Origin of the sequence: Rhodococcus phenolicus (genome assembly GCF_001646785.1) — a bacterium.
In the GTDB taxonomy this organism is placed as follows: domain Bacteria; phylum Actinomycetota; class Actinomycetes; order Mycobacteriales; family Mycobacteriaceae; genus Rhodococcus; species Rhodococcus phenolicus.
Map to the genome: position 1 here is coordinate 79,279 of NZ_LRRH01000031.1, position 22,131 is coordinate 101,409.

Annotated in this window: 23 protein-coding genes; 11 read left to right on the forward strand and 12 right to left on the reverse strand. The window is 69.3% G+C overall.

Annotated features, from left to right (window positions below; genetic code table 11):
• Window positions 1-83 precede the first annotated feature (83 nt).
• Entirely contained in the window at window positions 84-2,165 is a 2,082-nt protein-coding gene (locus A8G15_RS09845; protein ID WP_068158553.1) for an ABC transporter permease, read from the forward strand.
• A 70-nt stretch (window positions 2,166-2,235) separates the two neighbouring features.
• On the opposite strand, the gene A8G15_RS09850 is transcribed toward A8G15_RS09845, so the two are convergent.
• Window positions 2,236-3,153, reverse strand: coding sequence for a mechanosensitive ion channel family protein (locus A8G15_RS09850; RefSeq protein ID WP_068158560.1), 918 nt, complete (start codon window positions 3,151-3,153; stop codon window positions 2,236-2,238).
• 65 nt (window positions 3,154-3,218) lie between these two features.
• Window positions 3,219-3,887: a PAQR family membrane homeostasis protein TrhA gene (trhA, locus tag A8G15_RS09855; RefSeq protein WP_068158561.1), complete on the reverse strand. Its 669-nt coding sequence runs from the start codon at window positions 3,885-3,887 to the stop codon at window positions 3,219-3,221.
• Between the two features lie 160 nt (window positions 3,888-4,047).
• Here trhA and A8G15_RS09860 point away from each other — a divergent pair, with 160 nt between their 5' ends.
• Complete coding sequence (locus tag A8G15_RS09860; protein ID WP_068158564.1) at window positions 4,048-4,815, forward strand: isoprenyl transferase; 768 nt, start codon at window positions 4,048-4,050, stop codon at window positions 4,813-4,815.
• Window positions 4,816-4,881: 66 nt separating this feature from the next.
• Here A8G15_RS09860 and coaA read toward each other — a convergent pair whose 3' ends face one another.
• Window positions 4,882-5,814, reverse strand: coding sequence for a type I pantothenate kinase (coaA, locus tag A8G15_RS09865; protein ID WP_068158566.1), 933 nt, complete (start codon window positions 5,812-5,814; stop codon window positions 4,882-4,884).
• A 174-nt stretch (window positions 5,815-5,988) separates the two neighbouring features.
• Between coaA and A8G15_RS09870 the strand changes: the two genes are divergently transcribed.
• The 3 genes from A8G15_RS09870 to phoH2 all read left to right on the forward strand — a co-directional run bounded on the left by A8G15_RS09870 (window position 5,989) and on the right by phoH2 (window position 10,180).
• The gene (locus tag A8G15_RS09870) at window positions 5,989-7,179 is read left to right on the forward strand and encodes a DUF885 domain-containing protein (RefSeq protein WP_068158568.1); all 1,191 of its coding nucleotides are present in this window, start codon (window positions 5,989-5,991) and stop codon (window positions 7,177-7,179) included.
• 94 nt (window positions 7,180-7,273) lie between these two features.
• Window positions 7,274-8,569 carry a serine hydroxymethyltransferase gene (gene glyA, locus A8G15_RS09875; protein WP_068158570.1) on the forward strand — a complete coding sequence of 432 codons (1,296 nt, stop codon included), beginning with the start codon at window positions 7,274-7,276 and terminating at the stop codon, window positions 8,567-8,569.
• A gap of 246 nt (window positions 8,570-8,815) precedes the next feature.
• Window positions 8,816-10,180: an RNA 5'-3' helicase PhoH2 gene (gene phoH2, locus A8G15_RS09880; RefSeq protein ID WP_211270138.1), complete on the forward strand. Its 1,365-nt coding sequence runs from the start codon at window positions 8,816-8,818 to the stop codon at window positions 10,178-10,180.
• 68 nt (window positions 10,181-10,248) lie between these two features.
• On the opposite strand, the gene A8G15_RS09885 is transcribed toward phoH2, so the two are convergent.
• From A8G15_RS09885 to A8G15_RS09895, 3 genes are read right to left on the reverse strand one after another with little or no spacing between them, the layout of a single operon-like run.
• Window positions 10,249-10,647 (reverse strand): carboxymuconolactone decarboxylase family protein, encoded by a 399-nt coding sequence (locus tag A8G15_RS09885; RefSeq protein ID WP_068158571.1) that lies wholly within the window; start codon window positions 10,645-10,647, stop codon window positions 10,249-10,251.
• A gap of 48 nt (window positions 10,648-10,695) precedes the next feature.
• Window positions 10,696-11,124, reverse strand: a complete 429-nt coding sequence (locus tag A8G15_RS09890) for a limonene-1,2-epoxide hydrolase family protein (protein WP_068158574.1) — start codon at window positions 11,122-11,124, stop codon at window positions 10,696-10,698.
• On the reverse strand, window positions 11,121-12,722 hold the full coding sequence (locus tag A8G15_RS09895; RefSeq protein ID WP_068158576.1) for a serine hydrolase: 1,602 nt from the start codon (window positions 12,720-12,722) through the stop codon (window positions 11,121-11,123). The genes A8G15_RS09890 and A8G15_RS09895 overlap by 4 nt, the downstream gene beginning before the upstream one ends.
• 195 nt (window positions 12,723-12,917) lie before the next feature.
• Between A8G15_RS09895 and A8G15_RS09900 the strand changes: the two genes are divergently transcribed.
• The 4 genes from A8G15_RS09900 (at window position 12,918) to A8G15_RS09915 (ending at window position 14,553) form a co-directional block, all read left to right on the forward strand.
• Window positions 12,918-13,529: an LGFP repeat-containing protein gene (locus A8G15_RS09900; protein ID WP_068158645.1), complete on the forward strand. Its 612-nt coding sequence runs from the start codon at window positions 12,918-12,920 to the stop codon at window positions 13,527-13,529.
• A gap of 94 nt (window positions 13,530-13,623) precedes the next feature.
• Window positions 13,624-13,854: a hypothetical protein gene (locus tag A8G15_RS09905; RefSeq protein WP_068158578.1), complete on the forward strand. Its 231-nt coding sequence runs from the start codon at window positions 13,624-13,626 to the stop codon at window positions 13,852-13,854.
• Between the two features lie 10 nt (window positions 13,855-13,864).
• Window positions 13,865-14,305 (forward strand): hypothetical protein, encoded by a 441-nt coding sequence (locus tag A8G15_RS09910; RefSeq protein ID WP_068158580.1) that lies wholly within the window; start codon window positions 13,865-13,867, stop codon window positions 14,303-14,305.
• Window positions 14,306-14,361: 56 nt separating this feature from the next.
• Window positions 14,362-14,553, forward strand: a complete 192-nt coding sequence (locus A8G15_RS09915) for a hypothetical protein (protein WP_068158647.1) — start codon at window positions 14,362-14,364, stop codon at window positions 14,551-14,553.
• A gap of 25 nt (window positions 14,554-14,578) precedes the next feature.
• Here the strand turns inward: A8G15_RS09915 and A8G15_RS09920 are convergent, their stop codons facing one another.
• Both A8G15_RS09920 and glpX read right to left on the reverse strand, forming a co-directional pair.
• Window positions 14,579-15,988, reverse strand: a complete 1,410-nt coding sequence (locus tag A8G15_RS09920; RefSeq protein ID WP_068158582.1) for a class II fumarate hydratase — start codon at window positions 15,986-15,988, stop codon at window positions 14,579-14,581.
• Window positions 15,989-16,078: 90 nt separating this feature from the next.
• Window positions 16,079-17,113: a class II fructose-bisphosphatase gene (gene glpX, locus A8G15_RS09925; RefSeq protein WP_068158583.1), complete on the reverse strand. Its 1,035-nt coding sequence runs from the start codon at window positions 17,111-17,113 to the stop codon at window positions 16,079-16,081.
• Window positions 17,114-17,298: 185 nt separating this feature from the next.
• Between glpX and A8G15_RS09930 the strand changes: the two genes are divergently transcribed.
• Entirely contained in the window at window positions 17,299-17,868 is a 570-nt protein-coding gene (locus A8G15_RS09930; RefSeq protein WP_211270139.1) for a DUF4245 domain-containing protein, read from the forward strand.
• A 19-nt stretch (window positions 17,869-17,887) separates the two neighbouring features.
• Here A8G15_RS09930 and A8G15_RS09935 read toward each other — a convergent pair whose 3' ends face one another.
• The 3 genes from A8G15_RS09935 to A8G15_RS09945 are packed head-to-tail and all read right to left on the reverse strand — an operon-like array spanning window position 17,888 to window position 20,017.
• Window positions 17,888-18,118 (reverse strand): exodeoxyribonuclease VII small subunit, encoded by a 231-nt coding sequence (locus A8G15_RS09935; RefSeq protein WP_068158584.1) that lies wholly within the window; start codon window positions 18,116-18,118, stop codon window positions 17,888-17,890.
• Between the two features lie 16 nt (window positions 18,119-18,134).
• Window positions 18,135-19,382, reverse strand: a complete 1,248-nt coding sequence (gene xseA, locus A8G15_RS09940; RefSeq protein WP_068158585.1) for an exodeoxyribonuclease VII large subunit — start codon at window positions 19,380-19,382, stop codon at window positions 18,135-18,137.
• Entirely contained in the window at window positions 19,379-20,017 is a 639-nt protein-coding gene (locus tag A8G15_RS09945; protein WP_068158588.1) for a lipid droplet-associated protein, read from the reverse strand. The genes xseA and A8G15_RS09945 overlap by 4 nt, the downstream gene beginning before the upstream one ends.
• Window positions 20,018-20,117: 100 nt before the next feature.
• On the opposite strand from A8G15_RS09945, the gene A8G15_RS09950 reads away from it, so the two are divergent.
• Window positions 20,118-21,116, forward strand: a complete 999-nt coding sequence (locus A8G15_RS09950) for a 4-hydroxy-3-methylbut-2-enyl diphosphate reductase (protein ID WP_068158590.1) — start codon at window positions 20,118-20,120, stop codon at window positions 21,114-21,116.
• Window positions 21,117-21,179: 63 nt separating this feature from the next.
• On the opposite strand, the gene A8G15_RS09955 is transcribed toward A8G15_RS09950, so the two are convergent.
• Entirely contained in the window at window positions 21,180-22,121 is a 942-nt protein-coding gene (locus A8G15_RS09955) for a DUF6542 domain-containing protein (RefSeq protein ID WP_068158591.1), read from the reverse strand.
• Window positions 22,122-22,131 lie beyond the last annotated feature (10 nt).

The window sequence follows — 22,131 nt, forward strand, 5'->3', positions numbered from 1 at the left end:
AAGTCAGTTAGCGTATTTCCCCTACGGCACCGGCACGGGGGAGCAGCCGGTCCGCCGCCCGAGGGCTATCGAGGAGTTCCGAAGTGACAGACACCATCGCGTCCGAGAAGAACAGCCCGCCGGGAGGTGAACCCACCGAGGCCGACCTCGACCGCGCGCGCAAGGAACACATCGGCCGCTACGTGGCGATGATCCTGCTGCCCTTCGTGATGGTCTCGATGATGATCACCGGGTACCTGGCTGCGATGCACTCGCCGGCTCCCAACAACATGCCGATCGCGGTCGCCGGGCAGGTACAGCAGGCGGGTGGGTTCGCCCGGGCGCTCGAGGACGCGGATCCCGATGCCGTGGACGTCCGGGTCGTCGCGACCGACGCCGAGGTGCGCGACCTCGTGCTGGCACGCGAGGTCGCGGGCGCGGTCTCGTTCTCGGACAACGGCAAGGCCACGGTGTACACCGCGGGTGCTGCGGGGGCGTCGCAGGCGTCCATGGTCAACGGCCTGCTCGCCCCGCAGGTGATCGGACAGGGACTCGACCTCGTCGTCGAGGACCTCGCCCCGCTCCCGGAGCACGACACGGCCGGACTGGCGGCGATGTTCATGGCCACCGCCTTGATGCTCGCGGGATACATGCCCCTGAGCATCATGCTGTCGAACTCTCCGGAACTGTTGCGGATCCGCCGCGTCGTCCCGTTGCTGGCGGGCTGGTCGGCCCTGATCGCCGCACTCGTGTGGTTCGTCGCGGGCCCGGTTCTCGGTGCGATCGAGGGCAACACCGCGACCGTGCTGGGCATCTGCTGGCTCTCGGTGTTCGCGGTCGGATCGGTGCAGTTGTTCCTCACCCGGATCCTGGGACCGATGGCCGTCCTGGTGGGCATGCTCTTCCTGATGGTGCTCGGCGTACCGGCATCCAACATGGGTATGTCGGTGCACGCCCTCCCGTCGTTGTACGCGACGCTGCACGGCTTCCTGCCGACAGCGGCCGCGGGTGAATCGTTGCGCTCGGTGCTGTACTTCGACGGCAACGGTCTCGGCGGGCACCTCGTGGTCCTCGCCATCGGGGCCGTGCTCGCCCTCGCCGCAACCGTGGGCGTCGACGCCCTCAAGCGTCGCCGCAACCCCGACGCCGGTGATCCCGAGGTGACACTGCCGTCGCTGACTGCGGGTCCGCGTCCCACGAGCAACCGCGTCCGCTACATCACCCTCGCGTTCTTCCCGCTGGGCATGGTCGTGATGATGCTGTCGGTCATGCTCGGCGCGATGTACCAGCCCGCCCCGCGGGACATGCCCGTCACCGTGGTCGCCGCGACGACCGAACAGGCCGAACAGGTTGTCGCCGGTCTCGAGCAGAACATGAGCGGGCTGTTCGACCTGCGCGCGTCCGACTCGATCGACGACGCACGTGCCGACGTCGAGGACCGCACGGTCGTCGCCGCGTACGTCCTGCCCTCCGCGACGTCACCGACCGCGACCCTGATCACCAGCGAGGCGGCCGGCATGAGCCAGCAGCAGGTGGTGTCGACGGTGTTCGGGCAGGTCGCGGCCGGCTCGCAGATGCCGCTCACCACCGAGAACATCACGCCGCTGCCGGGTTCCGACTCGATGGGCACGGTGACGCTCTACGTCGCGATGGGCTGGATCATGTCCGGATTCATGCTCGTCGTCGTGGCCGGCAGCGCCCAGCCCGCCGCGATGCGCCTGCGCCGGTTGGTGCCCATCGCCGCCGGTTGGTCGGTCTTCATGTCCGCCGTGATCTGGCTGATCGCCGATCCGATCGTCGGTGCCGTCGACGGGCACTTCCTGCCGCTGTTCGGCACGGGAGTGGTCGCGATCTTCGCGACCGCGATGTTCACCGCGGTCCCGGCGCGGCTGTTCGGGCTGCTCGCGGTGCTTCCCGCCGTGGGCATCCTGATGTTCCTCGGTGTCCCGGCGTCGAACGGCGCGATGTCGATGTACATGACGCCGGAGATCTTCCGGTTCCTGCACGGCGTGCTCCCGATGCCGGCGGCGGTCGAGTCCGTCCGGTCGATCCTGTACTTCGGCGGCGACACGGTCGGCAGCCACCTGCTCACCCTCGCGATCTGGGGTCTGGTGTCGTTGCTGTGCGTCGCGGCGATCGACGCCGTGCGGGGCCGGAAGGAATCCGTGAAGGAGATCGACGCCTGATCCGAAGGGCCCCGACACCGACTCACCCCGGCCGGCGCATCCCGCCGGCCGGGGTGAGTGTGTCAGTGCTTCAGGACGAGTGGGCGGGAGCTGCCACCAGGGAGGGCGACTCGATGCCGTCGGATTCGAACGCCTCGAGTACCGCGCGGGTGAGGGTGCGGCGCACACCCCACTGTTTGCCGGCCCGCACGCGCACGGTCAGGCGCAGCGTCACGGAGCCGGCGGTGACGGAGTTGACGCCGAGCAACTCCGGCTCGTCGAGCACATCCGGCGCGATGTCGTCGGCTTCCACCCGGTCGAGCACCGCGCGCAGCGCCACCCGGCACGCCCGGTCGACGTTCGTCGTCGGAGCGATCGGAACGTCGACCACGGCCACGGCGTGGCCCTGGCTCATGTTGCCGACGCGCAGGATCTCACCGTTGCGGCAGTACCAGAGAGTGCCGTCGATGTCGCGGATCGTGGTCACCCGCAGCCCGACCGATTCGACGGTGCCGACCGCGTCGCCGACGTCGACCACGTCGCCCACGCCGTACTGGTCCTCGAGCAGCATGAACATGCCGGAGATGAAGTCGCGGACCAGGTTCTGTGCGCCGAAACCGAGGGCGACACCGGCGATACCGGCCGAGGCGATGAACGGGGCGACGTTGAAGCCGAGCCGGTCGAGGGTCTGCAGGACCACCCAGATCAGCACGACGATCGAGACACCCGATTTGAGAACCGAGCCGATCGTCCGGGCTCGCTGGGCGCGACGTTCGCGCGCGGCCGGGTCGCCGTTGATCCTGCCGGTGCGGTCCTGCAGGGGACGCAGGATCGACCGTCTGGGCGGCCGGCCGGGATCGCGGGGCAGTGTCGCGCGGTCGATCAGCTTGTGCAGCGCGAATCTGAGCACGATCGCCACGGCGATGTAACTCGCGATCGCGAGCGGCTTGTGGATCAGCCACTCGCGATTCGTCTCGGTCAGTTCGAAGGCAAGAAGCGAGATGGACATTGCCCGCGACGTTACCGAAATGTGTCTGTTCGCGGGCGATCCGGCAACCCGGCCTGTCGGGCGAATCAGGCGAAGACGACAAGCCACACCGCGACGGCGTGGCACAGCGCGGCGAGCACGGTCGCGGCGTGGAAGAACTCGTGGTGACCGAACGTGTGCGGCCACGGGTTCGGCCATTTCGTCGCGTACAGCACCGCGCCGACGCTGTAGAGGATGCCGCCGATCAGCAGGAGCAGCATCGGGACGAGCCCGGCCTCGTCGACGACCGTGCCCGCGACCGGGACGATCGCCCAGCCGAGCAGCAGATACAGGGGCACGCCGACCCAGCGAGGTGCGGTCGGCCACAACATCTTCAGTGCCACACCGGCCAGGGCGCCCGACCACACGACGATCAGGAGCGTGCGGCCGGTGTCCGGTGGGAGGGCGAGGGTCGCGAACGGTGTGTAACTGCCGGCGATGAACAGGAAGATCATCGAGTGGTCGGCGCGCTTCATCCACATGCGCGCCCGGGGATCGTGCCAGTGCACCCGGTGATAGAGCGCGCTGACCCCGAACACCCCGCACACCGTCAGGCTGTAGATCGCGGTGGCGATGCCCGCCGGCGGTTCGGCGACCGTTGCGGCGAGGGTGACCAGCACGATGCCGGCGACCACCGACACCGCGAACGCCCACAGGTGGATCCATCCGCGCATGCGCGGTTTGACCGGCAGTTCGTCGATCCCGAATACCGCCATGAACCGGACCCCCTTCGTACCATTCGGTAACCTACGCAACCGTAGGTTTCGGCTCGGGCGTCACGTTACCCCTGTGCCTCCCGCGACGGGTGTGGGTGTGACCACCGTCGCGACCGGAGCGTCGGGGGGCGCGTAGTGTGACTCCCGTGGTGATTTCGGGGTGAATGTGCGCGGGGTGTTGTACGAACTCTACGAACGGCGTCTACTGCGCCAACTCGACGGTGCACAGCACCCGCGGCACGTCGCCGTCATGTGCGACGGCAACCGCCGCTGGGCCCGGGAGAACGGCTTCACCGACGTCAGCCACGGTCACCGCGCCGGGGCCCGAAAGATCGCCGAACTGCTCCACTGGTGCGACGCGGCGGGTATCGAAACCGCGACGATCTACCTGCTGTCCACCGAGAACCTGCGCCGCGAACCCGAGGAACTCGAAGTCCTGCTCGAGATCATCACCGACGTCGTCGAGGAGATCTCCGGACCCGAGCAGAACTGGAGCGTCAAGATCGTCGGCACGCTGGAACTGCTGCCCGACGAACAGGCACGCCGGCTCAGCGAGGCCGCGTGCCGCACTGCCGGGCGCACCGGCACCCACGTCAACGTCGCTGTCGGCTACGGCGGGCGGCAGGAGATCGTCGACGCGGTCCAGTCGCTGCTGCGTGAGCGGCAGGTCGCCGGACTGTCCGGCGAGGACCTGATCGACGCCGTCACCGTCGATGCCGTCGACGGGCATCTCTACACTTCCGGTCAGCCCGACCCCGATCTCGTCATCCGAACCTCGGGGGAGCAGCGGCTGTCCGGATTCCTGCTGTGGCAGAGCGCCTATTCGGAGATCTGGTTCACCGAGGCGTACTGGCCGGAGTTCCGCCGCGTCGACTTCCTGCGCGCGCTCCGCGATTTCGCCGCGCGTCACCGTCGCTTCGGGGCGTAGCCGCACCCGTGCCCGTGCGCGTTTCCGGTAGCAGCCGCTACCGGAAACGCGCACGAGGGCCGGGGGTCAGAGCTTGCGCAGGCGCAGCCGGTTGATCGCGTGATCGGCGTCCTTGCGCAGCACCAGCGTGGCGCGCGGACGGGTCGGCAGGATGTTCTCGACCAGATTCGGCAGGTTGATCGAGTGCCAGATCTCCTTGGCCGCGTTCACCGCATCGCGATCGGACAGGTTCGCGTAGTGGTGGAAGTGCGCGTCCGGATTCGCGAACGACGTGTTGCGCAGCGCGAGAAACCGGTCCACATACCACTTCTCGATGTCCTCGATCCGGGCATCGACATAGATCGAGAAGTCGAACAGGTCCGAGACCATCAGCCGCGGACCGGTCTGCAGGACGTTGAGACCCTCGATGATCAGGATGTCCGGCTGCCGGATCACGTGGTACTGCCCGGGAATCACGTCGTACGAGATGTGCGAGTACACCGGCGCCGCGACCTCCGCGGCTCCCGACTTGACCTCGGTCACGAAGCGCAGCAGCTTCCTGCGGTCGTAGCTCTCCGGGAAACCCTTGCGGTGCATGATGTTCCGACGCATCAGTTCCTTCGTCGGATACAGGAACCCGTCGGTGGTGACCAGGTCGACCCGTGGATGATGCTCCCACCGTGCCAGCAGCGCCTGCAGCACGCGGGCGGTGGTGGACTTGCCGACGGCGACCGATCCGGCGACCCCGATCACGAACGGCACCTGATGGTCGGGGTGCTTCTCCCCGAGGAACGTCGCGGTCGCGGCGAACAACCGCTGCCGGGCCGCGACCTGGAGGTGGATCAACCGCGACAGCGGCAGATACACCTCGGCGACCTCCGCGAGATCGATCTGCTCGCCGAGGCCGCGCAGGCCGATCAGTTCGTCCTCCGTGAGCACCAGCGGCGTCGACTTGCGCAGCGTCCGCCACTGCTTGCGGTCGAACTCGACGTACGGGCTCGGCTCGCTCAGACGTGCCATCGGCACGACCCTTCCGCGGCGAGCGAACCGGCGGCACAGCCCGGGAGCGGCTTGCGACGAAGGAAGTCCATGCACCGAATTGTGCGCGCTGCCACAGGGGCGCGTCCGCCCGGGTCCCGGATCGGAGTGTCCGCTCACGCCGCGTCGCAGCGTGAGCGACTAATGTTCCGAGACATGGGATCGGACGGTTTCGTGCGTGAATATCTGCTGCTCGGGCTCGCTTTCGACCGGCTGGAGGAGGGCTTCGTCGACGCCTACACCGGCGACGCGGAGCTGCGTCGCCGGGTCGAGAACGCGCCGACACCGGACCCTCGTGATCTATCCCACACCGCGAACCGGCTCCGCGGGGAGCTGGCGGGCGCCGGGCTGTCCGGCGAGCGCACCCGGTTCCTCGACGTGCACCTGCGCGCCATGGACTGCTCGGCGCGCAAATTCGCAGGTGAGGACATCGGATTCATCGACGAGGTCGAAGCGTACTTCGACGTGCGCATCGCTCCCGGCAACGAGGACGACTACCGCGACGCACACCGTCGCCTGGACGCACTGCTCCCCGGATCGGGGCCGCTCGCCGACCGGCTGCAGGCCCACCGCAAGAGCGAGATCGTGCCCGCCGACCGGCTCGCCGGGTGCGTCGAGGCCTTCTCGAGTGCACTCCGCGACAAGGTGCGCGCGGTGTACCCGCTGCCCGAGACCGAGCGGATCGACTACGAAGTGGTCGGCGACAAGCCGTGGTCCGGATTCAACTACTACCTGGGCGACTACCGCTCCCGCGTCGCCATCAACTCCGATCTCGAACAGCACATGTCGCACCTGCCGCGCCTGATCGCACACGAGGCGTACCCGGGACACCACACCGAGCACTGCCGCAAGGAAGCAGGGCTGGTCGCGGGCGGGCAGGAGGAGCAGACGCTGTTCCTGGTGAACACCCCGCAGTGCCTCATGGCGGAGGGCCTGGCCGACCTCGCGCTCGAGGCGATCGTCGGTCCCGGCTGGGGACGCTGGGCACAGGAGATCTACGCCGACCTCGGCCTGCGTTTCGACGGTGAGCTGGCCGAGCAGTTGCACGACGCGTCGGCGGGCCTGCTGTCGGTTCGTCAGGACGCCGCGCTGCTGCTGCACGACCGCGGACGCAGCCACGACGACGTCGCCGCGTTCCTGCAGCGCTGGTCGCTGGCGAGCCCGGAACGGGCCCGGCAGTCGCTGCGTTTCCTGTCGTCGCCGCTGTGGCGCGCCTACATCAGCACCTACGTGGAGGGATACCGGCTGCTCGGCGGATGGCTCGCGCAGGTCCCCGCCGGTGCCGAGCGCACCGAACGGTTCGGCCGGCTGCTCGACGAACCGCTGGTGCCGAGTTCCCTGAGGTGACCCCCGTCACGGCGGGGTCCCGGGTTCCTGGAATCGGGATGCGCTTCGTAGACTGGAGGTCGTATCCTGCCGCCCCCAGCTTGGAGAATCCTCGATGACCCCCGTGCCTGGCACCGACGTCAACACCGCCGCGCTCGCCGATCTCGACCCGGAAGTCGCGCAGGCGATGGCCGGTGAGCTGTCCCGTCAGCGCGACACCCTCGAGATGATCGCGTCGGAGAACTTCGTGCCGCGCGCCGTGCTGCAGGCGCAGGGCAGCGTGCTGACCAACAAGTACGCCGAGGGCTACCCGGGTCGCCGCTACTACGGCGGCTGCGAGAACGTCGACGTCATCGAGGACCTGGCGCGCACCCGCGCCAAGGAACTGTTCGGCGCGGAATTCGCAAACGTGCAGCCGCACTCGGGCGCGCAGGCCAACGCCGCGGTGCTCATGGCGCTGATGACCCCGGGCGAGAAGCTGCTCGGCCTCGATCTCGCGCACGGCGGTCACCTCACGCACGGCATGAAGCTGAACTTCTCCGGCAAGCTGTACGACGTCGCGTCCTACGGGGTCAGCAAGGAAGACCACCGCATCGACATGGACGAGGTCCGCGACATCGCGCTGCGGGAGAAGCCGAAGGTCATCGTCGCCGGCTGGTCGGCGTACCCGCGTCACGAGGATTTCGCCGCGTTCCGCTCGATCGCGGACGAGGTCGGCGCGTACCTCTGGGTCGACATGGCGCACTTCGCGGGCCTGGTCGCCGCGGGCCTGCACCCGTCGCCGGTGCCCTACGCCGACGTCGTGTCCACCACCGTGCACAAGACCCTCGGCGGACCCCGCTCGGGTCTGATCCTGGCCAAGCAGGAGTGGGCGAAGAAGCTGAACTCGGCGGTGTTCCCCGGCCAGCAGGGCGGACCGCTCATGCACGCGATCGCCGCGAAGGCCGTGGCCCTGAAGATCGCCGCCGGTGAGGAGTTCAAGGACCGCCAGCAGCGCACCCTGTCGGGTGCCCGGATCCTCGCCGAGCGTCTCTCGCAGGCGGACGTCGCGGACAAGGGCATCTCGGTGCTCACCGGCGGCACCGACGTGCACTTGGTGCTCGTGGACCTGCGCAACTCGCAGCTCGACGGACAGCAGGGCGAGGACGCGCTGCACGAGGTCGGCATCACCGTCAACCGCAACGCCGTGCCGTTCGATCCGCGCCCGCCGATGGTCACCTCCGGCCTGCGCATCGGTACTCCGGCGCTCGCGACCCGCGGTTTCGGGGACGAGCAGTTCACCGAGGTCGCGGAGATCATCGCGCAGACCCTCATCGGTGGCGGCGACGTCGACGCGCTGCGCGCCCGGGTGAGCAAGCTGGCCCAGGACGTCCCGCTGTACCAGGGCCTGGAGGACTGGCCCCTCATCTAGTCGCCCGCGTGCGTTAACGCATTCTTCACCGACACGCCCCACGCTCTGCGAGCGTCCGGGGCGTGTCGGCGTTAGCGTGACGGTGTGGTCGGCACAGGTGCCGGCTACACGGGAGGTCCTGGTCGTGGCTGAGGAATTCAGTGCGAGGGGCCGGCACCCGGCCCTCGTGTCCTGCACGGACACCCGGGACGACCGGCCCACCGAGAAAGACTCCTGCGTGGTGCCGCGCAGGACTAGGAGCCTCACGTGACCGCAACACGCTCCGTCCCCGCTCGCACCGGACGTCGCTCCACGAAGTCCGCGGCGCAGCAGTCCGCCCTCCGCACGTACGTTCTGGACACCTCGGTGTTGCTCTCCGATCCGTGGGCGGTGACCCGCTTCGCGGAACACCGGGTGGTGCTGCCGCTCGTGGTGATCGGCGAACTCGAAGGCAAGCGGCATCATCACGAACTCGGCTGGTTCGCGCGCGAAGCCCTTCGTCTGCTCGACGACCTGCGGCTGCAGCACGGTCGTCTCGACCGGCCGATCCCCATCGGTGACGCCGGGGGCACCCTGCACGTGGAGTTGAACCACACCGATCCGTCGGTGCTGCCCGACGGGTTCCGCACCGGCGACAACGATTCGCGGATCCTGGCGTGCGCGCTCAATCTCGCGGCCGACGGGCAGGACGTGGTGCTGGTCAGCAAGGACATTCCGCTGCGGGTCAAGGCGGGTGCCGCGGGTCTGCCCGCCGACGAGTACCACGCCCAGGACGTGGTGATCTCCGGCTGGACGGGCATGACCGAGCTCGACGTCGACCGCTCCGTGATCGACGATCTGTTCTCGGAGGGCGTCGTCGATCTGGACGAGGCGCGGGATCTTCCGTGCCACACCGGCATTCGACTGCTCGGTGGGGCGTCCAGCGCGCTGGGGCGGGTCACCCCGGACAAGCGGGTGCAACTGGTGCGCGGCGACCGGGAGGCGTTCGGACTGCACGGCCGCTCCGCGGAGCAGCGGGTCGCACTGGACCTGCTGCTCGACGATTCGGTCGGCATCGTCTCGCTCGGGGGCAAGGCGGGCACGGGCAAGTCGGCGCTCGCGCTGACCGCCGGTCTGGAAGCGGTGCTCGAGCGTCGCACCCAGCGCAAGGTCGTGGTGTTCCGCCCGCTGTATGCGGTCGGCGGTCAGGAACTCGGCTACCTGCCGGGCAGCGAGAGCGAGAAGATGGGGCCGTGGGCACAGGCGGTGTTCGACACCCTCGACGGCCTCGCCAGTCCCGCGGTGATGGACGAGGTGATCAGCCGCGGCATGCTGGAAGTGCTGCCGCTCACGCATATTCGCGGCAGATCGCTGCACGACTCGTTCGTGATCGTCGACGAGGCGCAGTCCCTCGAACGCAACGTGCTGCTCACCGTGCTCTCGCGGCTGGGATCCGGTTCGCGGGTGGTGCTCACCCATGATGTCGCGCAGCGTGACAACCTGCGGGTGGGCCGTCACGACGGTGTCGCCGCGGTCATCGAGAAGCTCAAGGGACACCCGCTGTTCGCGCACGTGACCCTCACCCGCAGCGAGCGGTCGCCGATCGCCGCGCTCGTCACCGAGATGCTCGAGGAATTCGCCCCCGGCGCCTGAACCGGTTGGGTGATGGGACCATTCGTCCGGGCTGACCGGACGAATGGTCCCATCACCCTGCGGGTGGTTCAGGCCGGGCCGAGTTCGGCCTCCAGGACCTCCTGGGTGACGCGCATCGCCGCGAGCGCGGCGGGGGAGCCGCAGTAGGCGGCCGAATGGATGACCGCTTCGGTGATCTCGGTGCGCGTCAGACCGTTCCGGAGAGCCCCGCGGATGTGGCCGCGCAGCTCGTTCTCGGCGCGGAGGGCGATGAGCATGCCGATGTTGAGCAGGCTGCGGCTGCGGCGGTCGAGCCCGGGACGGGACCACACCGCGCCCCACGCGTGCTCGGTCACGAACTCCTGCAAGGCTTCCGAGTCGGTGCCTCGGGCCCGGTCGAAGGCACGCTCGACGAAGTCGTCGCCCATCACCTCCCGGCGGATCTCGAGTCCGGCCTCGAAACCGGGGGTGTGCTCGGCGTCGCTCATCGTGCTGCTCCTGTTCACGCCGCCGAACGGTTCGGCGGCGTGAGAATTCTACGACCGGCGCAGAAACGCCCGTGCGACTCCGGTCACGGTAGCTCCCAGGAACGTGGTCATGTCGTAGTGGTCGCGCCACACCCGGATCCGGCCGTCGTGCACCTCGAACGTGCCGCACACCCAGAACCGGGACGAGACCCGGCCCACCCGGAGCACGTCGGTGCGTTCGGTCAGCACCGCACCGTGCCCGTCGTCGGCGATGTGGTGCATGACCACCTCGAGCCCCACCGAAGGACGTGCCATTCCCTCGAGCACGCGACGCACCCGCGGGAGACCGCGCACCGTCGGCAGTCCCGTGTTGTACCAGGCGATGTCGGGATCGAGCAGGGCGACGGCGGCGGCGATGTCGGATGTGGTCAGGGCGTCGAGGAAGTTGCGTACCACCGCGACTGCGGACGCGGTGACGTCTGTCTCGGGTGTGGTCATGATGGTCCTTGTCGGGTGAAGGTCCCGAGACCGTCGGCGTTCCAGTACTCGAACGTGACCGCCTCGGGGGTGAACGTGGCTGTCGAGATCGTGCCGTCCGGGGCGTTCTCCCCGGTGAGTTCGAACGTGAACACGTCGCCGTCCCAGTGGCTCAGCGGGTAGGTCTGCGCCATCGGCCCGATCGAGAGGGTCAGTCCGCCCTCCCGTTCGTCGATGCGTGCCGGTCCGAAGTACGCATTGTCGTAGGTGCCGGTGTAGTCGCCGAGCGGCTTCGCCGGTGCCGGATCGGCGGGAGGCGCCCGGTCGACCAGTGAACCCTTCGGGTCGGAATAGGTCGAGTAGGCCTGCTCGTACAGCCCGGCCCAGTCCTCGCGGATCTCCCCGAACTGCACCAGGTCGACGAACTCGGCATTGAGCGTGTCGGGCACCCCGATCGGCGCGGCATTGGTGAGGGTGACGATCGCGACGTCGGCGGACGGCACCGCGGTGAACGCGGTGGCCGCGCCGAGTGCGAATGCCCCGGCGTGGCCGACCGAGGTGCGGCCCGACGCGAGTGTTCCGACGTTGAACCCGTAGCCGTAGAAACCGCCCCGGCTGTCCGGGGTCTGCGGAGCGCGCGACACCACCTGTGGGGACAACGCCGGCTGCAGCGCCGCGGCGTCGACGACGGTGCGGCCGTCGAACTGCCCGTCGGCGAGCAGCATGGTGAGCCATTTCGCCACGTCGTTCGCCGACGAGGAGATCCCGCCGGCCGGTGACTGCGCGTCCGGATCGCGGACCTCCCGTGCGACGTACTGCCCGTCCACCAGCATGTGTCCCGGTGCCCGGTTGTCCCGCGCGGCGAAGTCCTCGAATCGTGAACTGGTCGAGTTCATTCCGAGAGGTTCGTAGAGCACGCGCCGGGACAGGTCCGCCCAGTCCTCACCGGCCGCGTCCGCGACCGACTGCGCTGCAGCCGTCACACCGAAATTCGTGTAGTCGTAGGTGATCCGGAACGGTGACAGGGGAAGGAACCGCAGTCGTTCGATGACCTGTGCGCGGTCGTAGCCGAGATCCTCGAGGTCGTCGCCGGCGTGGTCGGGCAGTCCGGACCGATGCGCGTACAGGTCGCCGACGGTGGCGTGCTCGGTGACATAGGGGTCGGCGAGCGCGAACGTGGGCAGGTGCTCGATCACCGGAGTGTCCCAGCCGATGCTCCCCTCGCCGACCTGCTGGGCGACGACGGTCGCACCGACAGGTTTCGACATCGACGCGAGCTGGAACACGGTGTCCGCGTCGACCGGCTCGTCGGAACCGGCCGCGCGGACCCCGAAGCCCTTCGCGTACACGGTTTCCCCGCCGTGCACCACCGCGACCGCCATACCCGGGATGCCGGTACGGTCGAGGAGTTTCTGCGCGAGATCGTCCAGTCGCGCTACCGCATCGTCGATCTGCCCGTCCGGAATGGGAACTCCGGCAACCTGGTCGGGCGCGAGGTCGGCGGTCGCGGGCGGTGATGGGGGCCTGTCCCGATCACTCGTGTCCACCGAGACGCACGCGGCCGTCGATGCGGCGAGAGCGAGCACGGCACCGAGGGCGAAGCGATGGAATGCGCGCATGTGCGACCTTTCCGTCCGTCGCATGATAGTCCCGCATGTGGCCGCCTGTCGGTGGAACCGCGGCCGACGGCGGGGAACCGCAACGATTCGGACGAATCTGCCGGGAACCGCGGCGAGGCATGCGACCGGGTGGCACCGTGCGAAGGGACGCACGCGTGGTCCCCGACCGCGTACTTCATCAGCGAGGAGACAATCATGCAGCGAATACCACGCCGGGTCGCCACCGCAGCCGCCGCGTTCGCCACCGTCGGACTCGTGGTTGCGGGCTGCGGCGACGAGAACGACACCACCTCCGAAACGGTCTACAACAGCGAGACCAGTGCCGCCGAGGCCGCGCAGTCCGCCGCCGAGTCCGCGGCGGAGAACGCCCGATCCGGGGCCGAGGGGGCCGCCGAGAGCGCCGAGAGTGCCGCCGAGAGCGCCGGGAACGAGATCGCGGGCGATGCGACCACGGTGGTGCCCGGCCCCGACGGCCAGGAATACGAGATCAGCGGGGCGGTCCTCGACAAGTACAACGAGACCGGGGGAGCGTCCGGACCGCTCGGTCCGCCGACCGGCAGTCAGGAGAGCGTCGGCGACGGCAGCGTCGGCGAGTTCCAGGGCGGTGTCATCGCGTGGAGCCCGGACACCGGCGCCTACGTCGTCGGCGGCGAGATCCAGGTCGCGTGGGAGGCGGTCGGCGGCGCCGGCGGCGATCTCGGGTTCCCCATCAGCGACGAGCATCCCATCGAGGGTGGCGTGCAGAGCGATTTCGAGATGGGGCACATCACCTTCATCGACGGCCGGACCCAGGTCGTCAACGACTAGCGCGCCCGACGGGCCACCGCCTCGTCGCTTCGGTTCCGTGATTTCGGCAGACCGGATTCAATACACCGGGACACAACGGGTGCGGAGGAGGTGGATGCCGGTGGGGGTCTTCGTGGGACTACGGGATGTTCGTCTCCGGGACGCCGGACGTGCGGACGCTGACGGCACGAACGAGGTCGTTGTCGGCGCGGTCCTCGACGACAACTCGCAAACCGTCGGTTTCCTGCAGGCCGGCCTCGGGTTCATCACAGGAGCGCCCATGGAGGACAAGAGTTTTCCGCTGCCGGGCACACCGGAGGTCGCGGCGAACCGGCCTGTTCGGTGACGCGCCGAAGGTGTCGCCCGCCGGGTACGACCCGGGTGCCGCCCACCGGTGGCTCCATTACGACGAGGCCGGCACCGCGGCATCGCTGCCCGACGAGTCGCGCCACACGAATCCGGCCTCGGAGGTCACTTCGATTTCCGAACTGGCACGGAGCCTTTCGGAACCACCGCTGGATTTCACCGAACGGTACTTCCCGGCGAAATTGTCCTTCGACCTCGTGACGGATTCCCGGCGCACGGGGCATCTCCACCGGGACGGGGTGTCGCGGAACCCGGTCCTGACGCTGCGGGCCGGTGGGGGATCGGCGGTGCCCGAGAACCGCTACCCGAACGAACGGCTGGTGGACCTGCCGGGATACAACCACCTCGATGTGCTCACCGCCGCAGCCGACCGGAACGACGGACGGCCCGAACGGGTGTCGCAGGAACCGGCCGCGTTCGCGACCGGCTGAGGCCGCACGGTGCCGCGGGACGTTTGACCGGCCGCGAGGGCGGGAAGACCGTCGTCATGGCTACATACAGAGTGATCAACCCGGAGGGCGACGTCGTGGAGACCCGCGACATCGAGAGTGCAGAGGACGCGCACGCCTGGTTCGTCGATCAGCGCGCCGACAATGCCGAACTCGGCTGGCGGATGGAGGCCCGGCACGAGGACGGCACCTGGCATTTCTTCGACGACACCGAAGGCGCGGCGCAGTGACGACCGCGCCGCGCCCCGCGGTCGGCTAGGACTCGCGCTCGACGTTCGTCATGGCGAGCACGTCGAGCCGGCGATCCAGTTCGGCCTCGGTCAGGCCGTCGCCGATCAGCCCCCGGTCGACGACGGTCTGCCGGATCGTCTTCTTCTCCTTCAGCGCCTGTTTGGCGACGGCCGCGGCTTCCTCGTAGCCGATCGCCGAATTCAGCGGGGTCACGATCGAAGGCGACGATTCCGCCAGCGTCCGCAGACGGTCGACGTCGGCTTCCAGGCCGGTGATGCAGCGATCCGCGAACAATCGGGAGACGTTCGCGAGCAACCGCAGCGATTCGAGCAGGTTCCGCGCCATCACCGGGATGTACACGTTCAGTTCGAACGCGCCGGCCGCGCCGCCCCACGCGACCGTCGCATCGTTTCCGACGACCTGCGCCGCGACCTGCGTGACCGCTTCGGGCAGAACGGGATTGACCTTTCCGGGCATGATGGAGCTGCCGGGCTGCAGGTCAGGCAGCCGGATCTCACCGAGTCCGGTCAACGGCCCGGACCCCATCCACCGGATGTCGTTGGCGATCTTCGTCAGCGACACCGCGACCGTACGCAGCGCACCCGACGCCTCGACGAGCCCGTCACGCGCGGCCTGCGCTTCGAAACTGTCGCGGGCGGGTCGCAGGTCGTCGATACCCGTGGCCTTCACCAGTTCCGCGACGACGAGCGGCCCGAAACCGTCGGGAGCATTGAGCCCGGTGCCGACGGCGGTCCCCCCGATGGGGAGCTCGCCGAGCCGTGGCAGGCTCGCCCGCACCCGTTCGATGCCGGCCTCGACCTGACGGGCGTACCCACCGAACTCCTGTCCGAGCGTCACCGGCACGGCATCCATCAGATGCGTGCGACCGGACTTGACGACGGTGCGCCACTCGGCGGCCTTCCCGGCCAGGGCCGCGTGCAGGTGTTCGAGCGCGGGAATCAGGTCGCGGACCGCGGCCTCGGTGGCGGCGACGTGCGTCGATGTCGGGAAGGTGTCGTTCGACGACTGCGACATGTTGACGTCGTCGTTGGGATGCACCGTGACGCCGTTGCGAGCGGCGATCGACGCGATGACCTCGTTGGCGTTCATGTTCGAGCTCGTGCCCGAACCGGTCTGGAAGACGTCGATGGGGAACTGGTCGTCGTGCTCACCGGCCGCGATCTCCTCGGCCGCGGCGATGATCGCGTCGGCCTTGCCCGCGTCGAGCAGGCCCAGATCCTTGTTGACCCGGGCACACGCGGCCTTGAGCAGGCCGAGCGCGCGGATCTGGGCGCGTTCGAGCCCGCGACCCGAGATGGGGAAGTTCTCCACCGCGCGCTGCGTCTGCGCGCGCCACAGGGCGTCGACCGGGACCCGGACCTCGCCCATCGTGTCGTGTTCGATGCGGAACTGCGGTTCGCTGTTCTCAGTCATGAACCTCAGCTTGCCACCGCGGCGGCTCCGCCGCCGGTGTGTCTGTGCGCATCTGGCCGCCACAAAGACACACCGGCGCGCAGCGCACGATCAGGGGAGCGGCGGCTGTGCTCCGTCGACGCCGGTGAAGTTGATCGAGGAGAACTCGTGCAGCTTCTCGAGACGGTGGTAGGCCTCGATCATGCGGACGGTGCCGGACTTGCTGCGCATGACGATCGACTGCGTGGTCGCGCCGCCGCCGTAGTACCGCACGCCCTTGAGCAGATCGCCGTCGGTGACGCCGGTCGCGCAGAAGAAGATGTTCTCGCCGGTGACGAGTTCCCCGGTGGTCAGCACACGGTCCAGGTCGTGGCCGGCGTCGAGGGCCTTCTGCCGCTCGGCGTCGTCCTTCGGTGCCAGCTTGCCCTGCAGCGCGCCACCCATGCAGCGCAGCGCCGCCGCGGCGATGATGCCCTCCGGGGTACCGCCGATGCCGAGCAGCATGTCGACACCCGAATCGGGGCGGGCGGTCGCGATCGCGCCGGCGACGTCCCCGTCGGAGATGAGGCGGATGCGCGCACCGGTCTCGCGGATCTCACGGATGATCTCGGCGTGCCGCGGACGATCCAGGATCGTGACGGTCGTGTCGGACACGGCGCGGTTCTTGGCCTTCGCGACGCGGCGGATGTTCTCGGCGACACCGGCGGACAGATCGATGACGTCGGCGGCCTCGGGGCCCACGGCGATCTTGTCCATGTAGAACACGGCCGAGGGATCGAACATGGCTCCGCGTTCGGCGACCGCGAGGACCGCGATCGAACCGGGCGCACCCTTCGACATCAGCGTGGTGCCGTCGATCGGGTCGACGGCGACGTCGCACAGCGGTCCGTCGCCGTTGCCGACCTCCTCGCCGTTGTACAGCATCGGGGCTTCGTCCTTCTCGCCCTCGCCGATCACCACGATGCCCTGCATCGACACCGAGCTGACCATGTGACGCATCGCGTCGACGGCGGCGCCGTCGCCGCCTTCCTTGTCGCCGCGGCCGACCCAGCGGCCTGCTGCCATCGCCGCGGCCTCCGTGACACGGACCAACTCGAGGGCGAGGTTACGGTCCGGAGCTTCGCGGCGCGATGGGGTGGCCGTCATGGGCTACTGCCTCCTGATGCTGTCGGTCGACGCGGTACGTCGGCACGAGGGACGGCCGCCGAGTCGTGGGGCCGCCGAATCCGATGGTGGTTCAGGTTCCAATTGTCTCATCAGCGCCGGGTCGGTGGAGGCCGGGACCCGGACCGGTCGCTGCCCGAACGGGCGGAGGCTGTCAGACTGGACGCGTGGCTTCCGAGAAACCCCGCATCCTGAACGACGCCCGTGATATGGCCTGGTCGCTCATTCCGCTCGTCCTGGCCTGCCTCGTCATCGCTGCGATCGCAAGCCAGTGTTCGTTCAACCCGGGCGGTCCCACGGCCGGTCCGGTGCCGAGCTTCGACATCGACGCCGGTCTCCGGTACGACGCGAAGGAACTCGGATTCCCCGTCCGGCACCCCGAGGTCCCCGAGGACTGGCAGGCCAACTCCGGTAGCCGCAGCATCATCACCGGCCAGCAGGGAGGCGACTCGAGCACTGTCGGGTTCATCACCCCCGCCGGTCGCTACGTGCGGTTCACCCAATCCGACGCGGGAGTCGACGAGCTCGTGCGGTTCGTGGCGGGCTCGAGCCGGTTCGTCACCGGCACGGAGACCGTCGACGGCCGCGACTGGACGGTGTACGGCGAGGAGGGCTCCGAGCCGCTGTGGGTCTCGGATTTCGGTGACGTGCGCATCCTCATCGGCGGATCGGGCGACGAGGCCGAGTTCGCGACCCTCGCGGCCGCGGCGAACGTAGCGCAACCGCTCACCCCGTGACCGGCGGGTGACCGGGCCGTCACTCGGTCCGGTCGTCGTCCTCGCCGTGCGACAGAGCGTTCTCGACGCGTTGCCGTGCACCTGCCAGGTGCTCCTCGCATCGCTTGGCCAGGGCTTCGCCACGCTCCCACAGCGCCAGCGACTCGTCCAGGTCCAGACCGCCCTGCTCGAGCATCTTCACGACGTTGACCAGTTCGTCGCGGGCCCGTTCGTAGCCGAGCTCCGCCACATCCGCGTTCGTGTCACTCACACCGTCATCCTCGTCGTCATTTCTCTCGTCCCATCACAGCGGCCCGGGCGGCACCGTCGCCGACCCGCACCCGCAACTGGGTCCCCGGCGGCATCTCGTCGATCGACCGGACGACCTCGGGGTCGCCGTCGGGCACGATGCGCTGCACCACCGCGTAGCCGCGCGCCAGGGTCGCGGCCGGACCCAGCGTCGCCAGCCGGGCCCGCAGATGCTCGATCGTCGTGGACTGCGCGGCCAGGACCCGATCGATGTCACGGCGACCGGCCTGCCGCAATCGCTCGACCTCCTCGCCGCGCTGCTCGACGGCACGCAACGGATCGGCCAGGACCGGCCGGCTCCGCAACTGCGCGACCACGTGTTCCTCGCGGCGCACCCAGTTGCGCAGCGCCGACGCGGCCCGCGCCCGCAGATCGTCGACGAGGTCCTGTTCGGCGACGGCGTCGGGGACCACGCGTTTGGCCGCGTCGGTCGGGGTGGCGGCCCGCAGATCGGCGACGTGATCGCACAGCGGACTGTCCGGTTCGTGGCCGATCGCGCTGACCACCGGCGTCGTGCACGCGACGATCGCGCGGCACAGCGTCTCGTCGGAGAACGGCAGCAGATCTTCGACGCTGCCGCCGCCGCGGGCCAGGACGATCACGTCCACCGCGGGATCGGCGTCGAGTTCTTCGAGGGCCTCGAGGATCTGCGGGACCGCGGCCGGGCCCTGCACCGCGGTGTTGCGGATCTCGAACCGCACCGCGGGCCACCGTCGCTGCGCGACCGACACCACGTCGTGCTCGGCGGCGCCGCCGCGTCCGGTGATCAGGCCGATCCGGCCGGGAAGGAACGGCAGCGGACGCTTGAGCCGCGGATCGAACAGACCTTCCGCGGCGAGCAGCGCGCGCAGTCGTTCGATGCGGGCGAGCAGTTCACCGATCCCGACCGCGCGGATCTCGGTGACCCGCAGCGAGACGCTGCCGCGCGTCGGCCAGAACGAGAGCTTCCCGAACATCACGACCCGCGCACCCTCGGTGAGGGTCACCGGCGAGTTGTGGATCAGCTGCGGCGAGCACGTCACCGACAGGGACATGTCCACCGACGGATCACGCAGCGTCAGATAGGCCGTACGCGTCCCCGGGCGCACGTTCATCTGGGTGATCTGACCTTCGACCCAGATCGTGCCGAGCCGATCGATCCAGCCCGCGACCTTCTGCGACACGGTGCGCACCGGCCACGGATTGTCCGCGGAGTTCGGTTGGGCAGAGGGATGTGCCGACGTCACTTCGCGCTGGCGGTCGTGATCCGGTTGGACAGCATCGTCACGAACGGTGCCCGGGCCTTCGTCGCGTTCTCGTAGGCGAGCAGCGTCGTCAGGTCGTCCACCGACAGCGTGCGCAGCCGCGCCCGCAACTGTGCGAGGGTCAGCGAACCGTAGTCGAGGTACTCGGCGATCTCGGGTGTCTGGGCAGCCGGTGCGGATTCGGTGGGCGCCGCACCCTCGGCGGGTTTCGGCCCGTCGGGTTCCGTCGCGGCCTTCCGCGCCGGGGCCGGCTCCGCGGCCCCGGGCGGCTCGGCGTCGACCGCAGGTGGCATCGAGTAGAGGGCGAAGCGGCCGGGTGCGTCCGACGCCTCCGTGCCGTTGTTCGCGGGTCGCGAGTCCGCCGCCGCAGCGTCGTCCTCGTCGAACACCGCCCACGCCGGGGTTTCCTCCGCCGAGGCCCCGAGCGCCTCGAGCAACCGATCCCCCTTGATCGCGAGCGCGGTCATCGACTGCTGGACCCTCATCGTCGTCTGCAGAACCTGGCTGACCGTCGTCATCGGCAGCGCCAGGGCCGTCGACGGCAGCTTGAGGGTCTCTTCGTAGGCGGTGACGGCGACCCCGGCCGCCACCCGAGCCATGAACGGTGGACGGATCATGCCCCCCAGAGTGCCTCACGAGCCCCGTGATTGGTAGCCGAGACGGGCCTGCCGGTGGCCGGGAAAGGCTCCGCCCTCCGACTCCCCGTACCCTGGAGGCATGTCTGCGCCTGTTCCACTCGAAGTCGGTATCACACGGTCGGCGGGAACCGCGTCGGCAGGTAAGCGGGTGCTGCTCGCCGAACCTCGCGGCTACTGTGCCGGCGTCGACCGTGCCGTCGAAACCGTGGAGAAGGCGCTCGAGAAGCACGGAGCGCCGATCTACGTGCGCAAGGAGATCGTCCACAACCGGCACGTCGTCGATACGCTCGCCGAACGCGGCGTCGTGTTCGTCGACGAAACCGACGAGGTGCCTGTCGGCTCGGTACTGGTCTTCTCCGCGCACGGGGTTTCCCCTGCGGTCCACGACGCGGCCGCCGCCCGCGACCTGCACACCATCGACGCGACCTGCCCGCTCGTGACCAAGGTCCACCAGGAAGCCAAGCGCTTCGCCCGCGACGACTACGACATCCTGCTCATCGGGCACGAAGGCCACGAGGAGGTCGAGGGCACGGCCGGTGAGGCCCCCGACCACGTGCAGCTCGTCGACGGCCCCGACGCCGTCGACGCCGTCCGGGTGCGCGACGAGGCGAAGGTGATCTGGCTCTCCCAGACGACCCTGAGCGTCGACGAGACGATGGAGACGGTCGACCGGCTGCGCAAGAAGTTCCCGCTGCTGCAGGACCCGCCGAGCGACGACATCTGCTACGCCACCCAGAACCGTCAGGTCGCGGTCAAGGCGATGGCTCCCGAATGCGATCTGGTGATCGTGGTCGGCTCACGCAACTCGTCGAACTCGGTGCGTCTGGTCGAGGTCGCGCTCGGTGCCGGTGCGAAGGCCGCGTACCTGGTCGACTACGCCCGCGAGGTCGATCCCGCGTGGCTCGACGGGGTGGAGACCATCGGCATCACCTCGGGGGCGTCGGTGCCCGAGATCCTCGTGCGCGGGGTGCTCGACCTGCTCGCCGACAGCGGGTACCGCGACGTGCAGACCGTCACCACGGCCAACGAGACTCTGGTGTTCGCGCTGCCGCGCGAGCTGCGCGCGGCCCGGCGGTAGGGCGGCTGCGCCGCCGATGCGTCCGGTCGGAAGTCCGACGGACGCACGGGCGGGACGCTCGGTTCAGTCCTCGACGCGGTCGCGGTAGCGCACCGCGGGCGGCGGGTATGCGGGCGTGCTCACCTGCGGTCGCGGCGTCGCCCGTCGCGGTGCCTGTCGTTCGGGCCGGTCGTCGAAGTCGCGGCGGCGGGGGTCCGGGTCGCGACGCGACACCGGTTCGGCTCGACGCGGGTACTCCTCGTCCGCCGGGCGGCGCCGCACGGCGGGATTGTCGCGGGTGTCGGCGACCTGACGCACCGATGCTTTCGTGGGAGCGGACGCCTCGCGTTCGCGGCGCACGCGGGCGGGTTTCTGCGGGGCACGGTCCGGTTTCTGCCGGGTGCGCGCCTGTGCCGCGGCTGCGCGTGGCCGCGCGGCCGCGTCGTCGACACGCTCGGCGCGGTCCCTGCGCGGGGCGGTCTCCCGGGCCGGCGTCTTCGTCGCCGGACGGTTCCGGTTCGCTGCCGTCTTTCTCGATGCGGACGGGCGGGACGACTTCGCTGCGGCCCGGCCCGGTCGGGCCGGTGCGCCTTCCTGCTGCGCCATGTAGATCCGGACGCCACCGATGATCAGCACCGCCGCGGTCGCGACGAGCATCGCGGGGAACCGGTTCACCAGCGGGTACGCGACGTTCAGGGCGAGATCCCGCAACCCCGAGCCGCTCGATTCGAAGAACAGCTTCTGGGTGAGGGGAATCGCCGCGACCAGCAGCAACGGGGGCTGTGCCATTGCCGTGAACACACCGCGATGCTGTACCGCGACGATCGCGGCGATGCATCCGAGCACGTAGAAGACGGAGAAGACCGTCGTCAGCTCGTCACCGCGGAAGGCATCGAGCGCGGCACCGAGAAATGTCGCCCCGGCGGCGATGACGATGGCACCCCACCAGGGCACTCCGGGCATGGTCGGAGCCAGCGAGCGCATGTCGAGCGGCACCGCCGAGCGAGCACGTTGGGATGCAGACACACATAAACAG

Coding starts and splice junctions, on each gene's coding strand:
- A8G15_RS09850 (WP_068158560.1), bottom strand. CDS start 3,153: ATGTCCATCTCGCTTCTTGCCTTCGAACTGACCGAGACGAATCGCGAG.
- trhA (WP_068158561.1), bottom strand. CDS start 3,887: ATGGCGGTATTCGGGATCGACGAACTGCCGGTCAAACCGCGCATGCGC.
- coaA (WP_068158566.1), bottom strand. CDS start 5,814: ATGGCACGTCTGAGCGAGCCGAGCCCGTACGTCGAGTTCGACCGCAAG.
- A8G15_RS09870 (WP_068158568.1), top strand. CDS start 5,989: ATGGGATCGGACGGTTTCGTGCGTGAATATCTGCTGCTCGGGCTCGCT.
- glyA (WP_068158570.1), top strand. CDS start 7,274: ATGACCCCCGTGCCTGGCACCGACGTCAACACCGCCGCGCTCGCCGAT.
- A8G15_RS09885 (WP_068158571.1), bottom strand. CDS start 10,647: ATGAGCGACGCCGAGCACACCCCCGGTTTCGAGGCCGGACTCGAGATC.
- A8G15_RS09890 (WP_068158574.1), bottom strand. CDS start 11,124: ATGACCACACCCGAGACAGACGTCACCGCGTCCGCAGTCGCGGTGGTA.
- A8G15_RS09895 (WP_068158576.1), bottom strand. CDS start 12,722: ATGCGCGCATTCCATCGCTTCGCCCTCGGTGCCGTGCTCGCTCTCGCC.
- A8G15_RS09900 (WP_068158645.1), top strand. CDS start 12,918: ATGCAGCGAATACCACGCCGGGTCGCCACCGCAGCCGCCGCGTTCGCC.
- A8G15_RS09905 (WP_068158578.1), top strand. CDS start 13,624: ATGCCGGTGGGGGTCTTCGTGGGACTACGGGATGTTCGTCTCCGGGAC.
- A8G15_RS09915 (WP_068158647.1), top strand. CDS start 14,362: ATGGCTACATACAGAGTGATCAACCCGGAGGGCGACGTCGTGGAGACC.
- A8G15_RS09920 (WP_068158582.1), bottom strand. CDS start 15,988: ATGACTGAGAACAGCGAACCGCAGTTCCGCATCGAACACGACACGATG.
- glpX (WP_068158583.1), bottom strand. CDS start 17,113: ATGACGGCCACCCCATCGCGCCGCGAAGCTCCGGACCGTAACCTCGCC.
- A8G15_RS09945 (WP_068158588.1), bottom strand. CDS start 20,017: ATGATCCGTCCACCGTTCATGGCTCGGGTGGCGGCCGGGGTCGCCGTC.
- A8G15_RS09950 (WP_068158590.1), top strand. CDS start 20,118: ATGTCTGCGCCTGTTCCACTCGAAGTCGGTATCACACGGTCGGCGGGA.